This window comes from Zooshikella harenae (assembly GCF_018837975.1).
In the GTDB taxonomy this organism is placed as follows: Bacteria; Pseudomonadota; Gammaproteobacteria; order Pseudomonadales; family Zooshikellaceae; genus Zooshikella; species Zooshikella harenae.
On the sequence record NZ_JAGSOY010000004.1, the window covers coordinates 91,245 to 117,090 of the forward strand.

27 protein-coding genes are annotated in these 25,846 nt (G+C 42.2%); 13 read left to right on the top strand and 14 right to left on the bottom strand.

Annotated features, from left to right (window positions below):
• Positions 1–139: 139 nt before the first annotated feature.
• On the top strand, positions 140–1,069 hold the full coding sequence (locus KCG35_RS03190; RefSeq protein WP_215818215.1) for an AEC family transporter: 930 nt from the start codon (positions 140–142) through the stop codon (positions 1,067–1,069).
• A 106-nt stretch (positions 1,070–1,175) separates the two neighbouring features.
• Here KCG35_RS03190 and cysN read toward each other — a convergent pair whose 3' ends face one another.
• From cysN to KCG35_RS03205, 3 genes are all read right to left on the bottom strand, one after another.
• On the bottom strand, positions 1,176–2,825 hold the full coding sequence (gene cysN, locus KCG35_RS03195; protein WP_215818216.1) for a sulfate adenylyltransferase subunit CysN: 1,650 nt from the start codon (positions 2,823–2,825) through the stop codon (positions 1,176–1,178).
• 97 nt (positions 2,826–2,922) lie between these two features.
• Positions 2,923–3,831 carry a sulfate adenylyltransferase subunit CysD gene (gene cysD, locus KCG35_RS03200; RefSeq protein ID WP_215818217.1) on the bottom strand — a complete coding sequence of 303 codons (909 nt, stop codon included), beginning with the start codon at positions 3,829–3,831 and terminating at the stop codon, positions 2,923–2,925.
• A gap of 335 nt (positions 3,832–4,166) precedes the next feature.
• The gene (locus tag KCG35_RS03205) at positions 4,167–4,925 is read right to left on the bottom strand and encodes a Nif3-like dinuclear metal center hexameric protein (RefSeq protein ID WP_215818218.1); all 759 of its coding nucleotides are present in this window, start codon (positions 4,923–4,925) and stop codon (positions 4,167–4,169) included.
• 144 nt (positions 4,926–5,069) lie between these two features.
• Here KCG35_RS03205 and KCG35_RS03210 point away from each other — a divergent pair, with 144 nt between their 5' ends.
• Entirely contained in the window at positions 5,070–6,314 is a 1,245-nt protein-coding gene (locus KCG35_RS03210; RefSeq protein WP_215818219.1) for a trypsin-like peptidase domain-containing protein, read from the top strand.
• 105 nt (positions 6,315–6,419) lie between these two features.
• On the opposite strand, the gene hisC is transcribed toward KCG35_RS03210, so the two are convergent.
• The 11 genes from hisC to KCG35_RS03265 form a co-directional block, all read right to left on the bottom strand.
• A complete protein-coding gene (hisC, locus tag KCG35_RS03215) occupies positions 6,420–7,529 on the bottom strand; it encodes a histidinol-phosphate transaminase (protein WP_215818220.1) in 1,110 nt (369 codons plus the stop codon).
• A 34-nt stretch (positions 7,530–7,563) separates the two neighbouring features.
• Positions 7,564–8,871 (bottom strand): histidinol dehydrogenase, encoded by a 1,308-nt coding sequence (gene hisD, locus KCG35_RS03220; protein ID WP_215818221.1) that lies wholly within the window; start codon positions 8,869–8,871, stop codon positions 7,564–7,566.
• A gap of 61 nt (positions 8,872–8,932) precedes the next feature.
• Positions 8,933–9,580 (bottom strand): ATP phosphoribosyltransferase, encoded by a 648-nt coding sequence (gene hisG / locus KCG35_RS03225; RefSeq protein WP_215818222.1) that lies wholly within the window; start codon positions 9,578–9,580, stop codon positions 8,933–8,935.
• A 17-nt stretch (positions 9,581–9,597) separates the two neighbouring features.
• Positions 9,598–10,857 carry a UDP-N-acetylglucosamine 1-carboxyvinyltransferase gene (gene murA, locus KCG35_RS03230; RefSeq protein WP_215818223.1) on the bottom strand — a complete coding sequence of 420 codons (1,260 nt, stop codon included), beginning with the start codon at positions 10,855–10,857 and terminating at the stop codon, positions 9,598–9,600.
• Positions 10,858–10,949: 92 nt separating this feature from the next.
• Entirely contained in the window at positions 10,950–11,291 is a 342-nt protein-coding gene (locus tag KCG35_RS03235) for a BolA family protein (RefSeq protein ID WP_444972202.1), read from the bottom strand.
• Between the two features lie 15 nt (positions 11,292–11,306).
• Positions 11,307–11,621 (bottom strand): STAS domain-containing protein, encoded by a 315-nt coding sequence (locus KCG35_RS03240; protein WP_215818224.1) that lies wholly within the window; start codon positions 11,619–11,621, stop codon positions 11,307–11,309.
• A 3-nt stretch (positions 11,622–11,624) separates the two neighbouring features.
• On the bottom strand, positions 11,625–12,284 hold the full coding sequence (locus KCG35_RS03245) for an MlaC/ttg2D family ABC transporter substrate-binding protein (protein WP_215818225.1): 660 nt from the start codon (positions 12,282–12,284) through the stop codon (positions 11,625–11,627).
• Positions 12,285–12,318: 34 nt separating this feature from the next.
• Positions 12,319–12,777 (bottom strand): outer membrane lipid asymmetry maintenance protein MlaD, encoded by a 459-nt coding sequence (gene mlaD / locus KCG35_RS03250; protein ID WP_230408973.1) that lies wholly within the window; start codon positions 12,775–12,777, stop codon positions 12,319–12,321.
• A gap of 8 nt (positions 12,778–12,785) precedes the next feature.
• Positions 12,786–13,601, bottom strand: coding sequence for a lipid asymmetry maintenance ABC transporter permease subunit MlaE (mlaE, locus tag KCG35_RS03255; protein WP_230408974.1), 816 nt, complete (start codon positions 13,599–13,601; stop codon positions 12,786–12,788).
• Positions 13,598–14,413, bottom strand: a complete 816-nt coding sequence (locus tag KCG35_RS03260; protein WP_215818226.1) for an ATP-binding cassette domain-containing protein — start codon at positions 14,411–14,413, stop codon at positions 13,598–13,600. Before KCG35_RS03260 ends, mlaE begins: the two co-directional genes overlap by 4 nt.
• A 711-nt stretch (positions 14,414–15,124) precedes the next feature.
• Positions 15,125–16,786 (bottom strand): M20/M25/M40 family metallo-hydrolase, encoded by a 1,662-nt coding sequence (locus KCG35_RS03265; protein ID WP_215818227.1) that lies wholly within the window; start codon positions 16,784–16,786, stop codon positions 15,125–15,127.
• A gap of 590 nt (positions 16,787–17,376) precedes the next feature.
• Here KCG35_RS03265 and KCG35_RS03270 point away from each other — a divergent pair.
• The 11 genes from KCG35_RS03270 (at position 17,377) to KCG35_RS03320 (ending at position 25,822) form a co-directional block, all read left to right on the top strand.
• Entirely contained in the window at positions 17,377–18,354 is a 978-nt protein-coding gene (locus KCG35_RS03270; protein WP_309227275.1) for a calcium/sodium antiporter, read from the top strand.
• Positions 18,355–18,466: 112 nt separating this feature from the next.
• Positions 18,467–19,441, top strand: a complete 975-nt coding sequence (locus KCG35_RS03275; RefSeq protein WP_215818228.1) for a KpsF/GutQ family sugar-phosphate isomerase — start codon at positions 18,467–18,469, stop codon at positions 19,439–19,441.
• Positions 19,438–19,971 (top strand): 3-deoxy-manno-octulosonate-8-phosphatase KdsC, encoded by a 534-nt coding sequence (gene kdsC / locus KCG35_RS03280; protein ID WP_215818229.1) that lies wholly within the window; start codon positions 19,438–19,440, stop codon positions 19,969–19,971. Before KCG35_RS03275 ends, kdsC begins: the two co-directional genes overlap by 4 nt.
• A gap of 46 nt (positions 19,972–20,017) precedes the next feature.
• Positions 20,018–20,599 (top strand): LPS export ABC transporter periplasmic protein LptC, encoded by a 582-nt coding sequence (lptC, locus tag KCG35_RS03285; RefSeq protein WP_215818230.1) that lies wholly within the window; start codon positions 20,018–20,020, stop codon positions 20,597–20,599.
• A complete protein-coding gene (gene lptA / locus KCG35_RS03290; RefSeq protein WP_215818231.1) occupies positions 20,583–21,101 on the top strand; it encodes a lipopolysaccharide transport periplasmic protein LptA in 519 nt (172 codons plus the stop codon). The genes lptC and lptA overlap by 17 nt, the downstream gene beginning before the upstream one ends.
• Before the next feature lie 4 nt (positions 21,102–21,105).
• On the top strand, positions 21,106–21,831 hold the full coding sequence (gene lptB, locus KCG35_RS03295; RefSeq protein WP_215818232.1) for an LPS export ABC transporter ATP-binding protein: 726 nt from the start codon (positions 21,106–21,108) through the stop codon (positions 21,829–21,831).
• A 189-nt stretch (positions 21,832–22,020) separates the two neighbouring features.
• Complete coding sequence (locus KCG35_RS03300; RefSeq protein ID WP_215818233.1) at positions 22,021–23,574, top strand: RNA polymerase factor sigma-54; 1,554 nt, start codon at positions 22,021–22,023, stop codon at positions 23,572–23,574.
• 127 nt (positions 23,575–23,701) lie between these two features.
• Positions 23,702–24,010 (top strand): ribosome hibernation-promoting factor, HPF/YfiA family, encoded by a 309-nt coding sequence (gene hpf, locus KCG35_RS03305; protein WP_215818234.1) that lies wholly within the window; start codon positions 23,702–23,704, stop codon positions 24,008–24,010.
• A 31-nt stretch (positions 24,011–24,041) separates the two neighbouring features.
• Positions 24,042–24,500 carry a PTS IIA-like nitrogen regulatory protein PtsN gene (gene ptsN / locus KCG35_RS03310; protein ID WP_215818235.1) on the top strand — a complete coding sequence of 153 codons (459 nt, stop codon included), beginning with the start codon at positions 24,042–24,044 and terminating at the stop codon, positions 24,498–24,500.
• Positions 24,501–24,683: 183 nt separating this feature from the next.
• Positions 24,684–25,532, top strand: a complete 849-nt coding sequence (gene rapZ / locus KCG35_RS03315) for an RNase adapter RapZ (protein WP_215818236.1) — start codon at positions 24,684–24,686, stop codon at positions 25,530–25,532.
• Positions 25,533–25,552: 20 nt separating this feature from the next.
• Entirely contained in the window at positions 25,553–25,822 is a 270-nt protein-coding gene (locus tag KCG35_RS03320) for an HPr family phosphocarrier protein (protein WP_215818237.1), read from the top strand.
• Positions 25,823–25,846 lie beyond the last annotated feature (24 nt).

The window sequence follows — 25,846 nt, forward strand, 5'->3', positions numbered from 1 at the left end:
TAACCACTGAAATCACTTCAGACTTGCCCTATTCTCATTATTATTAATAGCCAGTGCGAATGGTTTTTAGGCGAGGCCATCGAGCGAAGATAACAAAGCATAAAAATCATACGCGAAGGGTATAGAAGTAGTAGTTATTATGATTGATACAGGGTTCTTAATGACCAAAGTGAGCTTTTTATTCATTTTGGTGATGATTGGCTTTACCTTAGGTAGATGCTTCACTATCGAGTTAAAGACAATTTCCACATTGTTACTTTATTTGCTCTCCCCTATTGTGGTGTTTAGTGGTATTGCTCAGGCTAAGCTCTTACCAATGTACTCACTCATTCCTATCTTCTTTTTCCTATTCAGCCTAACAATAGCACTCATAGCACTTAAGTTTGGGCGTTTATTTTGGCAAGACAATACTCGTCATTTATTTGCCTTATCATGCAGTACAGGTAATACGGGGTATTTTGGCCTACCTGTTGCCATGGCGATTCTTGATGAAACGGGCGTAGCATTGGTTATCTTTGCCATGCTTGGTATCACTCTCTTTGAGTATACTGTTGGCTTTTATATCACTGCACGAGGCCAGTATGACGTTCGTAAAAGTATACAAAAACTGGTCAGATTGCCCTTCTTTTATGCATTTTTAGCGGGTTTACTGATCAATCTGGCCCAAATAGAACTACCCACAGTCATTACTGATCAACTGCCAATCTTCAAAGGCAGCTATACCATGCTGGGGATGATGATGATTGGCTTTGCACTGTCATCAGTAACGCGTAAAGATGTTGACTGGAAGTTAATCGGTCTGACCACCTTCAGTAAATTCTTACTTTGGCCCTGCTGTGTCATTCTTGTGATTTTATTAGACCAGCATTTACATCAGTGGCTGGATAACATTATGATCCAAGTGATGCTGCTTATATCCGTTGTCCCTCTGGCCGCAAATACAATTGCGCTTGCTGTTGAACTCAATGTGCACCCCCAAAAGGCCTCCGTTGCAGTGCTAACCAGCACAGCGCTGGGTGTACTCATTGTTCCTGTCTATCTTACTACCTTAACGCAATGGCTAATCTGATAGAAAGCTAATGCCACCTAAACAAAAAGCCCTGCAAATCAAGCAGGGCTTTTTTAGTCTTGTTGCTGTAAATGGATCTATAGCAGAACTTAGCAGCAAATTATGGTTACAGCTGGCTTGCTAATTCCTCAACAGTTTTTGCTAAATGAATAGCATCATCAACTGTAATCTGTTGAGTAGCAACACTATAACTGTCTTGTTGCTCAGCACAGACAAACAATACTATGACTCCCTGTTGCTGTAGATACTCAGCAATACTAGCCATGGACGTTGCTTCTACACCGGATAAAGACTCCTGGTCCAGCACCACAACATTACGTCCTTGATTGAATAAAAGTCGCTCTAAATGCTTAGCTGCAGCCTGACGCTCCTTTCCGGTAATTTCAATAATCTGAGGTTGTTGATCAAACCGTGCTGCGCGTTCTTGTTGTGTAACAGGCTTCACCTGTTGTTCGCCAACCCCTTTGACCATTCCTGCCCCCACAGTAACATTGGTCATTCGGTCAATTAAAATAAAAGCACCTGTACCTGGATTACTATGGTAAGCATCAAAGGTCACTGATTTATTCAATGCAAATTGACAAAGTGCAATCTCATTAAGCTGTAATTGCTCCCCTTGTTGTTGCTCCAGGGTGTTAACATCCGTTTTATGCTCAATGCGCGTTAGCGTGGCAATCGCCTTACTGGTAAGAAATTTAATATCATACTGTTTACCCACCTGTAGTGGTGCTTCCGCCATCCACACAACGGTTGCCTGTATATCACTCGCTACCAGAGGCAGAGTGTCAGGTTTAACAAGCAAATCGCCACGACTGATATCAATTTCATCCGTTAATGTAAGCGTAACTGCCTGCCCTGCAAATGCTTCAGTTAACTCTCCATCATAAGTGATTATTTGTTTTACTCGGCTGCGTTGCTGTGAAGGAAATACCACCAACTCATCACCTGTACGTACAACACCTGAGGTGATAGTGCCACTAAAGCCACGAAAATCTAGGTTAGGCCGGTTAACATATTGAACGGGGAAACGAAAATCATCGAAATTACGATCCGAACTGATCTCTACTGTCTCCAAAATAGACATCAATGGCTGACCTTGATACCAAGGAGTATTAGCACTGAGATTAACAACATTATCACCATCCAATGCCGATATCGGCACGAAGTGAATATCTTTAAAGCCAAGCTCTGCCGCAAATGTCGTGTAATCTTGCTTAATAGTTGTAAAAACTTCCTCAGAAAAGTCCATCAAATCCATTTTGTTAATGGCAACGATGATATGCTTGATACCCAATAACGAAGTCAAAAAGCTATGACGACGCGTTTGTGTTTTTACGCCATTTCGAGCATCAATTAAGATAATGGCTAAATTACAGGTCGATGCCCCCGTCGCCATATTCCGCGTGTATTGCTCATGGCCAGGGGTATCCGCAATAATAAATTTTCGTTTTGCTGTTGAGAAGTAACGATAGGCAACATCAATCGTAATGCCTTGTTCACGCTCTGCTTGCAAACCATCAACCAACAGTGCTAAGTCTAATTTTTCACCCGCATTACCATTTTTCTTACTATCATGTTTGATCGACTCCAGGTGGTCTTCATAAATCATTTTAGAGTCATGAAGTAGTCGACCAATTAATGTACTTTTTCCATCATCAACACTGCCACAGGTTAAAAAGCGTAACAGCTCTTTCTGCTCATGCTGTACCAGATAAGCATTAATATCAGTAGCGATCAGTTCAGATTGATGTGACATACCCAGGCCCCACTTACAATGCTGCAAACGTTAATACCACACCTGTGGCTGCATTAGTGCTATTTTGGCAAATAAGACGGCAATTGCTGTTCATGGCTTAGAAATACCCTTCTTGCTTTTTCTTTTCCATGGAACCAGCACCATCATGGTCAATCACACGACCTTGTCGCTCTGAAGTTTTAGTCAGTAGCATTTCCTGAATAATATCGGGCAATGTCGTAGCGGAAGACTCAATAGCACCTGTCAGAGGGTAACAGCCAAGGGTTCTAAACCTGACCATTTTCAATTCTGGCTGCTCATCTTTATGGAGTGGAAAACGCTCGTCATCAACCATTAAATCTACGCCATCGCGTATGACAACAGGACGTTTTGCTGCATAGTAAAGGGGTACAATGGGGATATTTTCTAAATGAATGTATTGCCAAATATCGAGTTCAGTCCAATTTGATAAGGGGAATACACGAATACTTTCACCCTTATTCACTTTACCATTATAGATATTCCATAGTTCTGGGCGTTGGCTTTTAGGGTCCCAACGATGATTTTTATCACGGAAGGAATAAACACGCTCTTTCGCCCGCGACTTTTCTTCATCTCGTCTGGCACCACCGAATGCCGCATCAAAACCATATTTATCCAGGGCCTGTTTCAATCCCTGGGTTTTCATAATATCCGTATGCTTTGCACTACCATGTACAAAGGGGTTAATACCTAGCGCTTCACCATCAGGATTTTTATGGATCAACAGTTCCATGCCCACTTCTTTCGCTCGTTGATCTCGGAAACTGATCATTTCACGAAACTTCCATCCTGTATCAACATGAAGTAGCGGAAATGGCGGCTTACTTGGGTAAAATGCTTTTAGGGCAAGATGCAACATAACAGAAGAATCCTTGCCTATGGAATAGAGCATGACTGGATTTTCAAACTCTGCGACCACCTCGCGGATAATATGGATACTTTCAGCTTCAAGCTGCTTTAAGTGGGTCAGATTATTTGTTTGCATCTCAGGCTACCATAGCGATTCTTCACGCAGTTAACTTCAAACGGATAATCGCAGTTACTAAGTTGAGCGGTTTCACCCTTGCGCATAGTTCAAGGTTACCACCTGGACTATCAGATCCGTTGCCAAGTATTCATTAATCCCCCTGCTCTGCAGGGTTATGTTATTAGCAACCTACTATACCAAATTAATAATAATTATAATAAGTGAGCCAGTTAGACGTTTTTATCATATAAATATGTTTTTTGGGGATAACTGCGACCTCAGAGAAAGGTCTGCCACAGCCCAATGTCTCCAAACAGGGGGCTGTGACTAAATGCGGAAAAATAAAGGTCGGATTAAACAGGGTTATCTATATCAACAAATATGTGTTCTATACCAAAATGATCTGCAAGTGCTTCCCCCAGTGCTTTAATACCATAGCGCTCAGAGGCATGATGGCCAGCAGCAAAATAATGAATCCCTAATTCACGTGCTATATGCACTGTAGGCTCAGAAATTTCACCCGATAGATAAGCATCAACGCCTAACTGCACAGCCTTTTCAATGAACCCCTGCGCTGCACCTGTACACCAAGCTACTTTTTTGATGGGTTGATTACCTGATTGAATAACAAGCGGTGAGCGTCCCAATACCTTGGTAATCTGTTGGGCAAACTGCTCCACGGTTAACTCACCAGAAACTTCACCTACCAGACCAATGCTGGTATTGATATCAGTATCCATCCCTTGAGTAACCTTCAAACCTAACAGCTTAGCTAATTGAGCATTATTGCCCAGTTCAGGATGAGCATCTAAAGGCAAGTGATAGGCAAGCAAGTTGATCTCATGGGCGAGTAACGCCTGTAAACGCTTTTTCTTCATACCCACAACTGGCTCAGCCTCACCACGCCAGAAATAACCATGGTGAACCAGCAGAGCATCCGCCTGCAGTTTAATTGCACGATCGATAAGCGCCTGACTAGCAGTGACACCAGTCACAATTTTCTTAATATGTGGTTTGCCTTCAACTTGCAAACCATTAGGGCAATAATCTTTAAACAGCTGCGGTTGCAACCATTCGTTCAAAGTATTTATAAGGACTTTACGTTCAACCATAGTGTATACGTCTTACATTAGCAGAATATGAGATGACAGAATAAGTCATGAATCCGTATAATGAGTGTGCCCAGGGGTTAAGAAACACCTGAATAACTTGGCCAGATTTCAAAGCCACAGGCAAACTATTACGAAAACATGACTATGAAAAAACTAGTGCATTTCCTTACATGGCCAACAATTTCTGGTGTCTTAGTTGCCATCATTCTAATGCAGCAATTCCCCAGCTTAGTTGGAAAAAACAATACTGCTGAACAAAATACACCACAAGTCACGCAGGCAGTATACAACAGTACAAATAGCCCTATCAGCCCAACTGAACCTGTCGTAGTTAATCAAGAAAATGTAACCGTTTCTCCCAGTAAAACCGGACCAAGCTCTTATAGTCATGCTGTAAAAAAAGCAGCACCTGCGGTGGTTAATATATACACAACAAAAATAATTCGAGAGCGCCAACACCCTATCTTCGATGATCCTTTTTTTCAGGATTTCTTTGGTTATAACCAAATGCCTAAACGGAAACGTATGCAGTCCAGCTTGGGTTCGGGTGTCATTATGAGTCCAGAAGGCTATGTCGTTACCAACAACCATGTTATTGCAGGTGCCTCAGAAATTCTAATATTACTGCAAGATGGTCGTGAAACAGCTGCTCGCGTTGTTGGTACAGATCCAGAAACTGACTTAGCCATTCTTAAAATAGATCTGGATAATCTACCTTCCATCACCCTGGCCCCCACTCGCAATGCCGAGATTGGTGATGTGGTATTAGCAATAGGTAACCCTTTTGGTGTAGGCCAAACTGTGACCATGGGTATTATCAGTGCCACAGGTCGTAGCAAACTGTACTTAAATACTTACGAAAACTTTATCCAAACAGATGCAGCTATTAACCCAGGTAACTCTGGTGGAGCCCTCATTAATGTTCATGGGGACCTACTTGGTATAAACACAGCTATTTTTTCAAAATCAGGGGGGTCCCAAGGCATTGGTTTTGCGATCCCTTCAGAGATTGCCCGTGATGTAATGTTATCAATCGTCAAGCACGGCAAGGTTATTCGTGGCTGGTTAGGGCTGGAAACTCAGCAGTTTACCCGTGAGCTTGCAGATGCTTTTGGTCTTCCACATATAGAAGGGATTTTAATTACGGGGGTATATCGTAATGGCCCAGCCTTTCAAGCCGGCTTAAAACCTGGTGATTTAATTTTGGAAATAAACAGTATGCATGCACGGGAAGGACGCAAAGTCATGTATCAAGTGGCTCAAATGCGCCCAGGTGAAGAGGTTGTAATAAAAATAATTCGTAATGGAGTTGAGCAAGATATCAAATGTATTATTGGCTTAAGACCATCACTTTCCGGGTTGCAAGAACCTTCTCGCTCAAGGCATTAATCACTCTTCCAACTAAAGCTTCATTTCAAGCACTAATCCAGAATACTTACAGCCTGGATTAGTGCACCTGTCTCTAGTACGAACAATCTATGACTAAAAGGCAACTTAACTGGCAAGCAATGCTGCTAACTCTCTCAGCAAAACTTCATTTTCTTTGGGTGTACCAACCGTAATACGCAAACAGTTGTTGAGTAAAGGATGAGTACCATGAAGACACTTTATTAGAACACCTCTCGCCAATAACAACCGCTGGATCTCAGCAGCATCATGTTCCAGTGTGCGGCACAGTAAAAAGTTGGCCTCACTTGGCCAGACATGCAGATTGTCAAAAGCAGACAGTCGCTCTTTAAGTGCTTCCCGATCAGCACAAATCTGAGCCGTTTGTTTAAGTAACTCATCCACATGTTGTAGCGCAAATACCGTACTGGCTTGGGTTAACACATTAATATTGTAAGGCAGGCGAAGTTTATTCACTTCTGCTAACCAGCCTGGATGACCTATTAAATAACCTAAGCGTAACCCTGCTAACCCCACCTTGGAAAGCGTTCGCATGATAACCACATTGCTGTAATCTGCCAGCAAGGAGTAGGCATCACTTGAAGAAAAAGCTGTATAAGCCTCATCAATGACAACCAAGCCTGAAGTAGCTTCAATAATACGCCGAACCTTTTCTTCTCCAAATACATTACCTGTTGGGTTATTGGGCTGTGCCAAAAAGATTAAGGCGGGGTTATGCGTCTCAATAGCCTTCAGCATTGCACCAACATCCAGAGAAAAGTCCGTGCCTAACGGTATGCCCACATAATCCATCTGCAGGTACTGAGCAATCATCTTGTACATAACGAAGCTTGGTTCTGGCGCCAGTATCGTTCGCTTTGGACCTGCTAATGTTATTGCTAATAACTGGATCAACTCATCAGAGCCGTTACCAAATAAAATCTCATAGTCTTCTGCTATTTGGAATGCCTCACGAAACGCTTGCTTTAGCTGAGAACAATCAGCATCAGGATAACGGTTGACATGAATTTGTTGGAGCGAATCAAGCCATGCTTGATGCATTGTTGATGGCCAGTGGTAAGGATTTTCCATGGCATCAAGCTTAATGACATGCTCCCCAATGGTCGGCACATGATACGCTTTTAAAGCCTGCACATCAGTTCTAACCCAGCGCTCAACATGAGCACTTACTGCTTGTTTACGATTATCACTCGCCATAGGTCATCTTCTTATTGTTAGCTGTATTCTCTCATTATTCTTTAGTTGTGATTCTGTACTCAGCTGAGCGCGCATGTGCGGTCAGCCCTTCTCCCCTCGCCAGGGTAGATGCTATCTGTCCAATCTCACTGGCACTTTCTGCAGAAAAACACACTAATGAAGAACGTTTTTGAAAGTCATAAACCCCAAGAGGAGAAGAAAAACGCGCAGTTCCAGAAGTAGGCAGCACATGATTTGGGCCTGCACAGTAGTCACCCAATGCTTCTGCCGTATAGCGTCCCATAAAGATAGCACCAGCATGCTGTATTTTGGGCAGGAGAGCTTGGGGATTTTCTACTGACAACTCCAAATGTTCAGGGGCAATCTGGTTACTTACAGCTACCGCCGTATCTATATCAGGAGTCCAGATAAAAGCACCACGATTAGCTAATGAGGTGGCAATGAGATCTTTTCTTTCCATTGTAGGCAACAAGCGTTTTATACTTGCTTCTACTTTATGCAAAAAGTCCCTGTCTGGTGAAATTAGGATAGACTGAGCATCTTCATCATGCTCTGCCTGCGAAAACAGATCCATCGCAATCCAGTCAGGGTCTGTTTTACCATCACAAATCACCAGAATTTCAGAAGGACCAGCAATCATATCAATGCCCACCTGGCCAAACACCAATTGTTTAGCCGTGGCCACATAAATATTACCTGGTCCCACAATTTTATCGACTTTGGGTACAGACTCTGTGCCATAAGCTAAAGCAGCAATGGCTTGAGCCCCACCAATCGTGAACACTTTATCAACCCCAGCAATCGCTGCAGCTGCCAATACCCAATCATTCACCACACCTTTGGGCATGGGCACAACCATAATAACTTCTTTAACACCAGCTACTTTGGCTGGAATCGCATTCATTAATACAGATGAAGGATAAGCTGCTTTGCCTCCAGGAACGTAAATACCCACCCGCGCCATAGGCGTAACTTGTTGTCCAAGTAAGACACCCTCTTCTTCATACTGCCAGGAACTCTGGACCTGCTTTTCATGGTACTGCCGAACTCGATCAGCAGCTGCTACCAGTGCTTGTTCATCATTGATATTTAAACGTTGGCGGGCTTCATGAAGTGTTTCAATACCGAGACAAACATCAGTAATTGAGGCTAAATTCCGCTGATCAAAACGACAGGTGTAATCAACTAATGCCTGATCTCCCTGTTGACGCACACCACTAATAATAGATTGCACAGTACTCAATACTTGCTGATCAGAAACAGCTTCCCATGCAGTCAAAGTATTTAAATGCGTTGAAAAATCTTCTGCTGTGGCATCTAACCACTGAATATCAAGAGACATAAGTTACGCTCTCCAACCAAGACTGCTTTATAGTCTTAACTAAGCCAAGGCTGTATTTGACTTATTCTGACATTTCCCGCTTATTAACAGCAGACTCCAAGTCCTGAATCAGGTTTTGAAGTAATTTATGTTTTATTTTCATCGCTGCCTTATTAATGACCAACCTCGCACTTACATGAGCAATCAGCTCTCTGGGCTCTAAGCCATTTGCACGAAGTGTATTTCCAGTATCAACCACATCCACAATTTCATCAGCCAACCCCACCAAAGGTGCTAGTTCCATTGAACCATACAGCTTAATTATTTCTGCTTGATACCCTTGTGTAGCGTAGAAACGCTTTGCAATGTTGACAAATTTAGTAGCCACTCGTCGCCTTCTAGACTGCGGTTTACCACCCACGGGACCCGCAGTCATTAGCCGGCACTGCGCTATTTTTAAATCCAAGGGTTCATAAAGACTTTGAGTGCCATGCTCAAGCAAAACATCTTTGCCAGAAACACCTGCATCAGCAGCACCATATTCAACATAAGTGGGAACATCAGTGGTTCGAACAATCAGTAAGTTAATATGAGGATGATGGGTGGGAATAATTAGCTTGCGGCTTTTCTTCAAGTCTTCTGCAGGCTCAATGCCTGCAGCTTTTAGTAAGGGCAAGGTTTCATCAAGAATCCGCCCTTTCGATAACGCAATCGTAAGTTGATTTTTCATTGTTTTAGTAGCGTATGCTAAGGTACACGTCTGATTTTTGCGCCTAATAATTGAAGTTTTTCTTCTATACACTCATAGCCACGATCAATATGATAAATACGATCTACCACCGTATCACCTTCAGCAACCAAACCGGCTACCACCAAGCTAGCTGAAGCACGTAGATCTGTTGCCATTACAGGCGCAGCTTTAAGTTGATCAACACCAGTGACAATAGCTGTATTACCTTCAATGGTGATATTCGCCCCCATCCGCATCATTTCCAAAGCATGCATAAAGCGATTTTCGAAAACGGTTTCAGTAATACTGCCCGTTCCTTCAGCAACCGCATTCAAGGTTGTGAATTGCGCCTGCATGTCTGTTGGGAACGCAGGGTAAGGTGCTGTTTTTACGCTGATGGCTTTTGGACGCTTGCCATGCATATCCAACTCAATCCAATCATCACCTACAGTAATATCAGCCCCTGCTTCTTTCAGCTTGATCAATACCGCGTCAAGGATAGATGGATCAGTATCTTTAACTTTCACCCGCCCACCAGTAACCGCTGCAGCTACGAGATAGGTTCCAGTTTCAATTCGATCGGGCAATACAGAATACACACAGCCATGAAGCTTTGGTACCCCATCTACAACAATTGTATCACTTCCATGACCAGAGATTTTCGCACCCATTTTAATCAAACAGTGCGCTAAATCGACCACTTCAGGCTCTCGAGCAGCATTTTCAATCACTGTTTGCCCATCAGCTAAACATGCAGCCATTAAGATATTTTCGGTACCCGTGACTGTCACCGTATCCATGAAAATATGGGCACCTTTCAAGCGATCTTTAACACTCGCTTTGATATAACCATCCTCAACCTTAATATCTGCTCCCATAGCCTCAAGGCCACGAATATGAAGGTCCACAGGACGACTACCTATAGCACAACCACCAGGTAGTGCTACTTCAGCTTTACCAAAATGCGCTAACATGGGCCCCAGAACAAGAATGGAAGCCCGCATGGTTTTCACCAATTCATAGGGAGCACTAAGGCTTTTAATAGAGTTTGCATGAACTTCAACATTTAATTTTTCATCAACCACAAGCTCAATGCCCATACGGCCAAACAGCTCAATCATGGTTGTAATATCATGGAGGTGTGGGAGGTTACACACTGTCACTGGCTCATCAGCCAAGAGTGTTGCCGCCAGGATAGGTAAGGCAGCATTTTTCGCTCCGGAAATTCTTATTTCACCATCCAGGCGACTACCACCGGTAATAATCAATTTATCCATTAATTATTCCTCAAGCTCTTACTTAATACTGAGCCAGATAAACTCTGACAGCACAAAGGTGACAGCACAAAGGGCATCATCACTTTCTATTGCTATCCATTTTGTTGGAGATACTGTTGCCACTCAGCAGGCGTGAAGAATTTCATCGTAACCGCATGGATAGTGCCATCAGCGATAAGGTGGTTGAGGTGCGTATAAACCATCTGTTGTTTTTTTACGGGCGATAAGCCTGCGAATTCATCGCTGACAAGTACTAGCTGAAAATTACAGCCTTCACCATCAACAATAACTTCAGTCTCAGTTAGCTTATCTTCTAATAATGCTTTTATTTGCTCTGGTCCCATCGCTACCTCAACATAAAATGCTGAAAAAAGGGGGAGTATCATATAAAAAAATACGCAGTAACGAAACCTTAACTGCGTTTTAATTACCATAGCAAATCTGACTTTTTACTCAATTCCTAAGGGAAGTACGCTATCAAGGCCACTTACCCTGGCCAAATCAAACAAATCAGCAGACATGTTTACAAACTTAAGTTGGAAAGAACACTTTTTTGCAAAGCGTAACCAGCAAAGTAAAACTGAGAGTCCTACACTACTGCACGCAGTGATTCCACCTAGATCAATCTGCCAGACAGAAACTGAATTGTCACTACTCATTAAGTCCCGCCCTTGCTGCTCAATTACCACAGCATTGGCTGCCTCAAGGCAGCCTGAAATTCTGAGAGAGCCTGGTTGAGTCACTTCTACTGTCGCATCTGTCACAGCTTAAGCACCTTTAGCTCGGGTCTTTTCTTCTGCAGATTTCATGATAGAAGACCAGTCATCAATCACTTTTTGAATATTACGCTGGTTTTCACGCATCGCTTGGTCAAACTGAGACTGGAAGACTTTTCCAATATTGATGCCATTAACTACGACATTACGTAACTTCCACTCACCCGCCCCATTTTTAAACATTGTGTAGGTTAAGGGGTAAGTTGTGCCATCTGCAGCATAGATGGTCATATGCACAGGTACACGAGGCTTATTGAGATGAGCAGCAGGAATAGGTTTTACATCAATACGCTGATTATCATATTTAAGCAACGCTTTTCCATAAAACTCAATCATGCTGGTTTTAAATACTTTTTCAAACTGTTGTAACTGTGCAGGAGTCGTTTTTTTAATGTGACGAACACTCATAACACTACGAGCAATTTTATCAAATGCAACAACTGGCGAAAGCACTTTATCCAGCTCACCAAAAAAACGTTGAGGGTTACTTTTGTAATTTGGTTTTTCTTTTTTAATAACTGCAATCATTCTCTCAGTGGTCTCTTTAACCAACCGATCAGGGCTATCGGCTACAGCTAAAGCACTTGAAATGAGGAAGCATTGCGCAAATACTACAGTAATTGCTTTTGTTAAATAGTTTCGCAAATTCATGGATATACCTTCGTCTAGCTAATCCTGTTTATCTTTATTCAACTTCTTTGACTGATTGTTGAAGAAACTTCCCAATCAGATCTTCAAGAATTTGCGCTGGTTGGGTATTCCATATTTCTCCCCCTTCCTGCAAAGTCTTTTCCTCACCACCTAATGTAATACCAATATACTGCTCTCCCAAAAGGCCTGAGGTCAAAATGGCTGCCGTGCTATCTGTTGGAATATTATTAACTTGGCTGTCAATTTCCATAACAACCTTGGCACGCATTTCCGTTTTATCATAGGAAATAGAAACCACTTTTCCTACATTAACACCACTAATAGCCACCTTGGAACGCACTTTGAGACCACCAATGTGATCAAAGAAAGCATGGACGTGATAAGTAGTCTGGGCTGTCTGAATAGACAATCCACTTACTCGCAAAGCCAACAGGATCAGCGCAAATATGCCTGCCAGCATAAAAACTCCCACGCTGATCTCAACGGTTCTCATGCGCACCATTACAGTTCTCCGAACATCACTGCCGTTAAAATAAAGTCTAAACCCAGTACAGCTAATGACGAATAAACAACGGTTCTCGTTGTCGCTCGACTAATGCCTTCTGATGTGGGCATAGTATCGTAGCCTTGGAAAACGGCGATCCAGGTTACGACAAAACCAAAGACCAGGCTTTTAATCACACCATTACAGACATCATCTGCAAAATTAACAGACTGTTGCATGTTTGACCAAAAAGACCCTTCATAAATACCAAGCCAGTCAACACTGACCATGGCCCCGCCATAAATGCCAATGACACTAAAAATTGCAGCAAGCAATGGCATTGAAATAAAACCAGCCCAAAATCGTGGCGCAACAATTCTTTTTAATGGGTCAACACCAATCATTTCCATGCTGGATAGTTGTTCCGTTACTTTCATCAAGCCAATTTCTGCTGTAAGTGCAGACCCTGCACGCCCCGCATAAAGTAACGCCGTAACAACGGGGCCTAACTCTCGCAATAAGGTTAATGCCACCATCTGACCTACAGCTTCTTCAGAACCATAGGTAACAAGAATATTATATCCTTGAAGGCCCAGCACCATACCAATAAAAAGGCCTGAAACTGAAATGATGACCAGTGACAGAACACCTATTGAATACAGTTGTTGTAACAACAATTGATAGCGTGAACCAAAACCTGAGCGACCAAAGATGGCAAGTAATAAAAAGACACCTGATCGACCTATTGACTCAACCCGCATAATACCGGACTGCCCAAGACGGCGAAGAAAGGTAATGAAGCTGGTCATTAAATCCAATCGTTGCCGCTTCATAGCACCTCTCCCATCAACAAATCTTGGCGATAATCTTGTGCCGGATAATGATAAGGTACAGGCCCATCAGGAAGCCCTTTCATAAACTGTTTTATTCTGTCATCAGTAGAATTCATTAGCTCATCAGGTGCTCCATGCCCTAACACACTGGCATCACCTACTACGTAAATATAATCAGCGATACTGGCAGCCTCATGGACATCATGGGAAACCACTATACTGGTTAAGTTCAAGGCATCATTTAATAAGCGAATCAACTGGACCAAAACCCCCATTGCAATAGGGTCCTGTCCAACAAAAGGCTCATCATACATAATCATCATTGGGTCCAAAGCAATCGCTCTTGCCAATGCGACCCGACGAGACATTCCACCTGAAAGCTCGCTGGGCATTAAGTCTCTTGCCCCTCGAAGGCCAACTGCATGCAGCTTCATGAGTACAACATCACGAATCATTGCTTCTGGAAGCTGAGTATGTACACGTAATGGAAAAGCAACGTTTTCATAAACACTTAGATCAGTAAAAAGAGCACCACTTTGAAACAACATGCCCATTTTTCGTCTGACCTTAAATAAATCACTACGACTTAAAGAAGGGATACTATGTCCATCCACAATAATATCGCCAGCATCAGGCTTAAGCTGGGCCCCGATCAAGCGTAATAACGTGGTTTTCCCTGTTCCACTTGGCCCCATAATAGCTGTCACTTTTCCTCTGGGAATATGAATTGTGACATTGTCATAAATAGCACGACCTGAACGTCTAAACGTTAAACCGTTAATTTCGACAATATTATCAGAGGCAAACGCCATAATTTATCAACCTTTGTTAAACGCAGAACAACATTGACTATGGGCCAGACTGGGTCAAATAAATACCGCACTCATTTTATTTGAATACGTAAGTCTTATTTGAAAATAGTGCACATTTTATACAATGATTCATTATTCAGCTGTCAATGAAGGGTTATCATCTATCCCTTTTTTCAGCAAAGACAATGCATCCACAATTAGGTAAAAGTACTTAGTGCCGGCTGACAGTATTAGTATTTTGTTACTAGGGCGCGCATTTTAGCACTATTTATGAGGGAAACAAAAAGCAGCTTTTTATACACCAAATCACAAATGAATGTACTCACAAACCTATTAAATATCTAGCGCATCAATCTAATTTGCACCATCGTATTTTTTAAGATAACGGTATTGATATTTAGGTCACATTAGTGGATATCTTTTTTACCACACTACAAGCCAGTAACAACATAACTTTTAACAAAAATTAAACACTATCAACATATTTTCATAAACAATACTCGGTGTTGCGAAGGTATAATACCAATACAAACAGAATGGTTATTTTTTCTATATTTAAAACAACTCTGCGTAAAAAAATATTACATTGCGTAATGTTTTAACACTAAATAGGAGACTATACGACCTGAAATCTCGTTAAAACAGATTTAAATCCCTTCCTCCCTTAACCCTGTAGAGAGCTAAGGAAGGAGTAGGATTTCTTATAACGCTTTAGTTGCTCCACTGCCATTGCTGATAGTCATTTGATAAGTCATACCAAACTCCCACCCAGTCGCCATACTTCTCACCAAAATGTGTTAAGTAAAACTTAGTGTGCTCTGCATTTTGCAGCCTTCCGCCAACCAGCTCCCAACGTTGTGTATCATCTGTAGTCTTACACTCACTCAGTTGGGCCATATTAGCGCCTGTAAACCAAGAGCGCATTGCCAAGCATTGCTTTTTATCAGCTTTTGGATGTATACGACCTGCACTATCCATCATCCATTTTTGGTTAGCCGCATTATTACACTGGCTTGCGGTGATCCTATTGCCACCCTGCTTATTCACACCTAAACAGAAACCTTTGCCATTTTTCAGAAGTTTATATGAACCATCATCTGGAGTATTTGGATCAGGGTTATCTGGACTACCCCCCGCACTTTTCGCTAACTCTACAGCAAAAGCCGTTGCTAACTTAGCGAATTTAATGGCATGCAAACCATTACCACCCGCACTTTCCAATGTATCATTGGTAGAATGAATATTATTGTTTGATTCACGCATCTGTGCTTCAAAAGGCATTACTGCAGGATAGCCATTACGATACCAGGAAGCATGATCTGAACATGCATAACCACAACTACCGTAACCTACAGTAATTTCTGGAAAGTAGGTTTCAGCAAGTTTTGCCGTAAACTGAGTAAGTTCATTCGATGTGTTGTCTTGCATAAATACAACATCTGCACGAGAACCATTAAAGAGTGTCATATCCAACTGCATCACACCAATAACATTGGTATTACTCTGCTTGTGTTGTGCTGCAATATCACCTGAACCTCGTAAGCCAACTTCTTCTGCCGCATACCCCATAAACTTTATAGTGCGTTTGGGATTAAAATCACTTGCAAAGAGTACTCGCATTGCTTCAGTAAGTGAGGCTATACCTGATGCATTATCATCTGCACCTGGCGCTTTTGCCCGTATTTTGTCACTACTGCTCTGATTGATTGAGTCCAGGTGCCCCCCAACAACAACAACCTCATCCGGTAATTCACTTCCTTTCCAGGTTAATACCACAGAAGGTTGTTGCCACTGGCTATGTTTCACCAATTTAACTGAAACATTTTTATGTCCATTTGCTAACTGCTCCCACTGACTTTTAATCCAGTTGGCAGCCTCTACGCCAGTATCACTTTGATAGTAACGATTATTAAAACGGCTTAAACTATTAATGGTTTCTTTTAAAGATGCTTCCTGAACAGAAGGAATTAGCGCAGTGACGACTTCCCCTTGATCAATCGTGTAATTAGGTTCTACAAAGTCATTAAGTGGCGTGTTTTCATTTTGCTTCACCAAGGCTAGTGCTTGCTCAAAGTCATCATGCACTATAAATCCCCCGCAGCGTTTCATCCGCAGGTGAATAAACTGACTTAATGCATCTATTTTCTTCTTTGAAACCTTGGCGACAGTTGAATTACTTGTAGAAAATGCTTCATCGGCTGTCAGTGATGACAGATCAACATCCTCCAAAAGATAAGGCATTTCTGTACGGATTTTGTCCCGTGTCTCTTTATCGATAGTGATCCAAAAGCCATCATCAGCCCAACCAGACATACTGACTGCAGCTAACAATGCACTACTGACAAAGACACGACTTAATGGTAAAAGCTTCACGGCTAAACCCTCGCGATAGACCTAGTTCATAACAACGGATTACTTCGACTTGTAGTGGCCGTACGCTAGGTGCTCCAAAGGTCTGCTGCCCTAACACAACAGACCAAAGCTAATAGTTAAAAACTTTTTTATAAGTGTTTTACAAGTTCATCAATGAATAAATCTAAGCGCTACATATACTAAAAACGTGGCTATATAACTTTATTAACAACAAACTTTTTCTCAAAAATAGCCAACACATGATAAGTGTCAGACAGCACAAAAATATTCATAAAGGGTATAAAAATAGCAAACACCTGTCGTACAGAACCCAATCAAGCTTATCAGTTAACGAAGGGGGGGCTGAGGGGAGCAAGTCGCAAATTATTATCACCTGCTTACTAAAACGCGGATCTGCATAACATATCCCATTAGAGTAATGATTTTCATCATCGAATAATTGTGAAAACATAATTACTGCGAATTAATGACAAATCTCACAACACAATAACTGAGTACAAACTATTTATTCTTTTTCTTTACTTGCATTTCAATTACAGACTTCCTTTAATAGCGCCCTAACAATACGAGAATATAAACGAGTTGAATTTATGTCTCTGCTATTAGCTTTTATCGCCATTTTGGTAGGTTTTGCTGTGCTCATATGGAGTGCAGATATGTTTGTCGATGGCGCAGCCGCCACTGCACGAAATTTTGGCATGTCAACCATGATGATAGGTTTAACTATTGTTGCTTTTGGCACCTCCGCACCAGAAATTCTGGTGGCGATCATGGCTGCTTCGGATGGGCATTCAGGTTTAGCCGCTGGTAATGCACTAGGCTCTAACATTGCCAACATTGGTTTAGTTTTAGGCATCACTGCACTAGTAGCCCCCCTTCCCATAAAGTCATCTTTACTGCGTAAAGAAGTCCCCCTTTTACTTGCAGTGACATTTCTAGCAGGTGTGTGTCTCTTTGACTCTAGCTTGGCCCTACTGGATGGGATAATTCTACTGTGCGGGTTAGTGGCAACGCTTTACCTATTTTATCGTTGGCAGCAAAATTCTTCTAAAGGTGCAGACCCTCTGATTACAGAGGAAGAAGAGGAAGTTCCTGATTTCTCGCAAAAAAAAGCAACATGGCTATTCATTTGTGGGCTGGTTCTTCTCCTTATTAGCTCCAGAATCTTGGTGTGGGGAGCCACTGAAATCGCGCAATCGCTTGGTGTCAGTGAACTCATCATTGGCTTAACGGTGGTTGCAATCGGAACCAGTCTCCCAGAACTAGCAGCCTCAATTGCTAGTGCTCGAAAAAATCACCACGACATTGCGATTGGTAATGTGGTTGGCTCAAACCTTTTTAACTTACTGGCTGTACTACCTATGCCCGCGTTGATTAACCCTGACCATTTCAGCAGCCTTGTTTTCCAGCGTGATTATCTAGCTATGTTGTTACTAACAGGATTTCTGGTTGGTATGATTTTCTGGGGTAAAATTCGACAATCCTCACTTAGCCGTATTAATGGCTCCTGCCTAGTTGCATGTTATGTGGGATATGGCATTGTTCTTTACTTAACTCACAGTCTTTAGTCTGTCATAATTCGCGCCAGCTAATACAGATGATTTTTACTCAGTCCACGTTCCATGTTAAATAAGCAGCCCAGTAATGTGTCTTTGACTCACTCTATATAGTAGGTAGATTATGACCCAGGCAGAACAGCTTATAGCGTCAGGCAAACGCACCTTTGATATTGAAATTGAAGCGCTACAACAACTAGCAGGCTCTGTAAATGCTGACTTTGTTGCAGCATGTGAGCTTATTCTTGACTGTAAAGGCCGAGTGGTTGTCGTAGGCATGGGCAAGTCAGGGCATATTGGTAATAAGATTGCCGCAACACTAGCCAGTACCGGCACACCTGCGTTTTTTGTACATCCTGGTGAAGCCAGTCATGGCGATATGGGTATGATTACCGACAGCGATGTCGTTATTGCTCTCTCTAATTCTGGTAACACTGCTGAGGTAGTAACACTTCTCCCCCTTCTAAAGCGACTGGGTACTTCTTTGATCAGCATGACAGGAAACCCCCAATCAACGCTTGCAAAAGCGGCTGATGTTAACCTCGATGTTGCCATCAAAAGAGAAGCCTGCCCACTGGATTTAGCGCCGACAGCAAGCACGACAGTCGCATTGGTAATGGGTGATGCTTTAGCTATAGCTTTACTCGAAGCAAAGGGCTTCACTGCTGAAGACTTTGCATTTTCCCACCCTGGCGGTAGCCTAGGCCGACGACTACTGCTAAAAGTTGCAGATATTATGCATCAGAAAGATCGCTTACCCGCAGTTCGCTTAGGTACTCGGCTTAGAGATGCCCTACTGGAAATGACCCAGCAAGGATTGGGTATGACCGCCATTGTAGACGCTGAAGGCCTGCTTCAAGGCGTCTTTACTGATGGCGATTTACGTAGAGCGCTTGATCAGAGTATTGATATTCAACAAGCCACCATTGACAGCGTCATGACATTGAAGTGCAAAGTTGCTAAAGCGGATATGCTGGCAGCTCAAGCACTTAATATTATGGAAAAAAACAAAATCAATGGTTTAATTGTGGTTGATGATAACCATAAGGCCATAGGTGCCCTTAATATGCATGATCTTTTACGTGCAGGTGTCGTATGAGTTTACAGCATTTAACCACAAAAGCCGCGGCTGTTCGTTTACTGGTATGCGATGTTGATGGTGTACTGACTGATGGCCGCCTTTACTTTACAGAAGACGGCCAAGAATTTAAGACATTTAACACGCTGGATGGCCTGGGCTTCAAACTTTTGCAGCAAACTGGGGTCAAAATCGCTATTATCACTGGTCGTAAATCCAAGGTTGTCAGCCAACGTATGACTGCGCTTGGTGTAGAGATTGTTTATCAGGGTCGTGAAGATAAGCTTGTCGTTCTAAAAGATATTCTTGAGCAGCTTGATCTTACGCCTGAACAAGTAGCTTATTTAGGGGATGACTTACCTGACCTCCCTGCTATCCGCCATGTTGGCTTAGGCTTGGCTGTTGCTAATGCAAGTCCAATGGTGAAGCAATATGCTGCTGGCGTCACCCAACAGAATGGTGGACTAGGTGCTGCCAGAGAAGTATGCGAGTTTATTATGGCAAGCCAAGGTACCCTTGATGCCCAACTAGCTCCTTACTTATGTTGTTAACGTGACATTACTGTCTTTAACTTCTATAGAATGAGCTTAGTTCAATATGGGCTTTAAACGTATTACTACGCTGATATTACTGTTGATACTGGGGTATGGCTTATTTACTTTTCTGAATCAGCCTGATGCATTTAACTTAACTGCACCAACAAGTGATAAAAAGGAAGATACTGCTATTTCTCCAGACTTTTTCATGGAGTCACCCGTAATCACCCAGTATACAGCTCAAGGTGAGCGAGACTACATTGTTGTTTCTGAGAAAATAAGCCACTTTCCTCACAATGATATTTCGTTGATTGATCAGCCTGATATTTTGATTACACGGAAACAAAGTAGCGATTGGCATACAACATCACGTCAGGGCAGAATACTTCCTGGTGGAGATGTGATGGAACTCTGGGATAATGTCGTAGTTAGAGAACAGAAAACTACGGGAAATCCTGGCATGATTATAACAACAGAATTTCTTACTGTTTATGCTGAACAAAATCAGGCGAAAACCAAACGTCCAGTAACCATTAAAACTGTCAACTCAGTTGTCAACGCGGTCGGCATGAATACTTATTTAGATGAGGAGCGTGTGGAGTTGCTATCCAATGTTAGGGGAACATATGAAGTACAGGATTAACCTTTTAACAATAGGACTATTACTTGTTAACCTACTGGGCCAGCAAAGTGCCTGGGCTTTGCCTGCTGACAGAGAAAAGCCAATCCACGCAAAATCTGATAGTGCTAATGCCGAAAAAGATGGCATACGCATACTGACGGGAAATGTTGTCATCACCCAAGGCACCATAAAAATTACTGGTCACAAAGTCACGATTTACACTGACAAGCAGGGAAATATCAACAAAGTGATTGCCCTGGGTAGCCCTGCACACTATGAAGAAAAACCTGAACCAAACAAAGAGTTAATTCGCGCCTATGGGAAAAAAATCAACTATATGATTCCTCAAGAAAGAGTTGAAATTATTGTTAATGCCAAATTGTTTCAGGAAGGCAACAAGTTCACAGGCAAGCGCATTGACTATAACATGAAAACCCAAACTGTGAATGCTAAAGGCGACTCATCAAAAGCTGGCGGCAAGCAACGTGTTGAGATGATCCTGCAACCCACTAAGACGAAGTAACTCTATGCCTGTCCTACAAGCCCAAAATCTGGCAAAAAGCTATAAAGGCCGTCAAGTTGTCAAAGAAGTCTCACTTCATATCGAAAGTGGTCAAATCGTTGGTTTGCTTGGTCCCAATGGTGCAGGGAAAACAACTACGTTTTATATGATCGTTGGCTTGGTAAGATCTGATCATGGCCAAGTACAAATAGATGAACAGGATATTACGCACCTACCAATGCATGGTAGAGCACGTGCAGGAATTGGTTACTTACCACAGGAAGCGTCTATTTTTCGAAAACTATCTGTCAGCGAAAATATTATGGGAATTTTAGAAACCCGTAAGGATTTAAATCGACAACAGCGAGAAGAAAAACTTAACCAGTTGCTTGAAGAATTTAATGTAACCCACCTCAAAGATAGTATGGGTATGAGCTTATCTGGAGGGGAACGTAGACGTGTTGAAATTGCTCGTGCACTGGCAACAGAACCCTCTTTCATCCTATTAGATGAACCTTTTGCTGGGGTTGACCCCATCTCTGTAAATGATATAAAAATGATAGTATCTCATTTAAAAGAAAGAGGCATTGGGGTACTAATTACAGATCACAATGTGCGAGAAACACTTGATATTTGTGAGTTAGCCTACATAGTAAGTGAAGGACAAATAATCGCTCAAGGTTCAGCGAGTGATGTAATGGCCAACCAAAAAGTCAAGGATGTTTATCTTGGACACCAATTCAAAATCTAAGACAAGTAGCCTGGTCGCGCATATAATGTGTTAGTGTATGAGATGCGGCCACTCATTATTCTCATTCACTATTTACTGAACAATTAGTGTGGCAGCATTAGTTCACCACAACGACAGGTACTGTTAGTGGAAAATTAATAGATAAATTTCAGCATTTGCTTTGTTGCAGTGTAGGTAAACCAACTAACTATGAAGCCATCCCTAGTTTTAAAAATGGGTCAACAGCTGACAATGACGCCTCAGCTGCAGCAGGCCATTAAACTACTTCAGTTGTCTACTCTTGACTTGCAACAAGAAATTCAGCAAGCCTTAGACTCAAACCCATTACTTGAACTTATTGAAGATGCCTCAGACACAAGCGTAAGTGGCGAGACAGCTGAGTCTACTGACGAACAACAAGTTGACATCACAGAAGAAACATCCCCTAGCTCCAATGGCGATGGTAGTAGCATTGAAGCCACCAACTCCCCATCTCAAGAGCAAGACAGTGATAGTAGTGAATCAGTTTATGAAGACCAGTGGGCAGAGCAAATCCCTTCAGAACTATCGGTTGATACCGCCTGGGATGATGTGTATGAGCCAATACTTCCAACTACTGGAAGTTCATCTTCTAACTCAGATGAAGAATTTGACTATACAGCTAGAAACAGCACTGCAGAAACAATACAGACACACTTGCACTGGCAGCTTAACCTTACCCCACTCAGCGATAATGACCGCCTGATTGCAATTGCAATTATTGATGCTGTTGATGAAAGCGGCTATTTAACCTGTACTCTGGAAGATATTCAGGAAAGCTTTGACCCTGAACTCGAAATTGAGCTTGATGAAGTCGTTGCCGTTCACCGCTTACTAAAACAATTTGACCCTGTTGGTGTTGCCGCTCGGGATTTAAAAGAGTGCCTTTTCACTCAATTGACACAACTCAGTGCAAATACGCCTTTCTTGGAAGAAGCGAAGCTAATCACCCAAAAGTATCTCCATTTATTAGGCAATCACGACTACAATCAACTTATGCGAAAAGCAAAGTTGAAAGAAGAGCAGTTGAAACAAGCCATTCTGTTGATACAAAGCTTAAATCCACGGCCTGGCTCTGTTATTCAAGATGAGAACTCTGAATATATCGTTCCAGATGTCATTGTTCAAAAAAGAAATGATCGCTGGAGTGTAGAACTTAATTCCGATGCCACCCCCCGTCTTCGCATCAATGCAAGCTATGCATCCTTAGTCAAGCGTGCAGACAGCAGTTCCGATAATACCTATATTAAAAATCATCTCCAGGAAGCACGCTGGTTTATAAAAAGTTTGCAAAGCCGTAATGAAACATTAATGCGAGTTGCTAGCTGTATTGTGGAGCACCAAAAAGGCTTTTTAGAATATGGTGAAGAAGCCATGAAGCCTTTGGTACTTCATGATATTGCAGAGGCAGTTGGCATGCATGAGTCAACAATATCAAGAGTAACAACTCAAAAATATATGCACACCCCTCGTGGTATATTTGAACTGAAGTATTTTTTCTCCAGTCATGTCAGTACCTCATCGGGTGGAGAATGCTCATCAACAGCAATCCGAGCCATCATAAAAAAATTGATCGCAGTAGAGAATGCGCGAAAACCTTTATCTGATAGTAAAATAGCCAAGCTTCTAGAAGAACAAGGAATAAAAGTGGCAAGACGAACTATCGCTAAGTACCGAGAGTCACTTTCAATTCCGCCTTCTAACGAGCGAAAACGGTTGGTGTAAGAAAGCGTTATAGGGTGACGAACACCCCTGTTACCCCTACTCAATGGATTAGGGGTGTTGTGAAGTCAGTAGTAGTACACTGTTTCTACTGATAGACTGTAAATCGGATCACTTAGGAGATCGATGCATGCAAATAAATATTAGTGGTCACCACGTTGATATTACCGATCCGCTGCGCCAATATGTTATCAGCAAATTTGAGCGATTGGAGCGGCACTTTGATAACATTACCAATGTGCAAGTTACTTTAAGTGTTGAAAAACTTCGACAAAAAGCTGAGACCACTTTACATATAAGAGGTGCAGATATTCGCGCTGAAGCGGAATCTGAAGACATGTATGCAGCGATTGACATGCTTGTCGATAAGTTAGATCGTCAACTTCTAAAACACAAAGAGAAAAACCTTGACCGTTTACAGGGCGCAGGAGCCCGATAAACCGGCCATTGTTGGAGATTGTAAAAACGCAATGAAACTCGAACAGATTCTTGCCCCGGAGTGCACCGCTTGTGATGTTGAGGGTGGCAGTAAAAAAAGAACGTTAGAGCAAATTGCAGATATCCTGGCCGGTTACCGGCCAGGCATCGGTGCTAGCGAACTTTTTGATAGTCTTATTACAAGAGAACGGCTGGGAAGTACTGGATTTGGCAATGGTATTGCGCTTCCCCACTGCCGGTTAACCAACTGTGAAAAACCCATGGCGGCTTTACTAAAGCTTCGTGAACCCATCGAGTTTGATGCAATGGATAATCACCCTGTTGATTTAATTTTTGCACTTGTAGTTCCAGAAGAAGCTACTTCTGAGCATTTAGCTATATTGCAGCTTGTTGCTGAACGATTTGAAAATGCTAGTTTCAGAAATAGACTTCGTAATGCTCAAAGCAACCATGAACTTTACGAGCTTGCTATTGCCCCTCTTCCTAATTAACAGGTCACACACAATCATCTAGCTTTAACGCTTCATTTATTTTTTACTCCAAGTGACGGACTTCACTGTAGCTTGACTACAACAAGAAGCCGTCATTTTGGTGTACACTATACATGCAGTGTAATAATAATATGGCGCGATAAATAAAAGCCAACTCACAACCATGGTACACATAAAAGTCGTATGAAACTTGTTATCATTAGCGGTCGATCAGGTTCAGGGAAAAGTACTGGTTTACATGTACTTGAAGACCAAGGTTTTTTCTGTATTGATAATTTACCCTTAGTTTTACTCCCTGATTTGGCTAAAGAGCTGCAAAGAGCTTATTTAGACCGTGTAGCAGTCAGTATTGATGCCAGAAATATACGACAAGAGTTATCTCGCTTTCCAGAAATTATTAATCGGATCAAGCAACAACATGTTGATGCCGAGGTTATTTATCTCGATGCTGACGATGAAGAACTTTTAAAACGCTTTAGTGAAACTCGACGAAAACATCCATTAAGCACCCAAAACTGTTCTTTGGCTGAAGCGCTTAAAGCTGAACAGCAAGTCCTGGAGCCAATCTCTAACCTGGCTGATCTCACCATGGATACGACAGGGCTTACGCTTCATGATTTACGCGATATATTTAATAAACGAGTAGCCTGTAAACAAGACAAAAGTATTGCATTATTATTTGAATCATTTGGCTTTAAAAAAGGTGCACCTAATGATGCAGACTATATTTTTGATGTTCGGTGTTTACCTAATCCCTATTGGGTCAATCATTTACGACAGTACACAGGTAAAGATCAGCCCATTAAAGAGTTTTTAATGGCAGAACCTCAAGTTGATGTGATGTTTGAAGACATTTATAAGTTTGTTGAAAAATGGTTACCAAGCTTTGAAGCCTGCAACCGGAGTTACCTAACAGTTGCTATAGGGTGCACAGGAGGTCATCACCGTTCAGTCTATTTAGCTGAGCGGCTTGCATCTTCCTTTCAAGCTAAGTACCGTAATGTCCAAGTTAGGCATCGTGAACTTCCTTAATTAAGACTTCAGCCGTCACCATGATAGAAGAACAGCTCATCATCATTAATAAGCTAGGACTTCATGCTCGAGCTGCAGCAAAGTTTGTAACAACTGCTGCAGCCTTTGGCAGCACGATTCGTGTTGGCAAAGCAGGTAAAATGGTAGATGGCAAAAGCATTATGTCAGTCATGATGCTAGCAGCCAATCAGGGTACAACCCTCGATGTGCTTATTGACGGCAAAGACGAAGAACAAGCATTTATTGCACTTAAGGCATTGGTTGATAACTACTTTGAGGAAGGAGAGTAAAATTTATCGGGTCACAAGCATTTA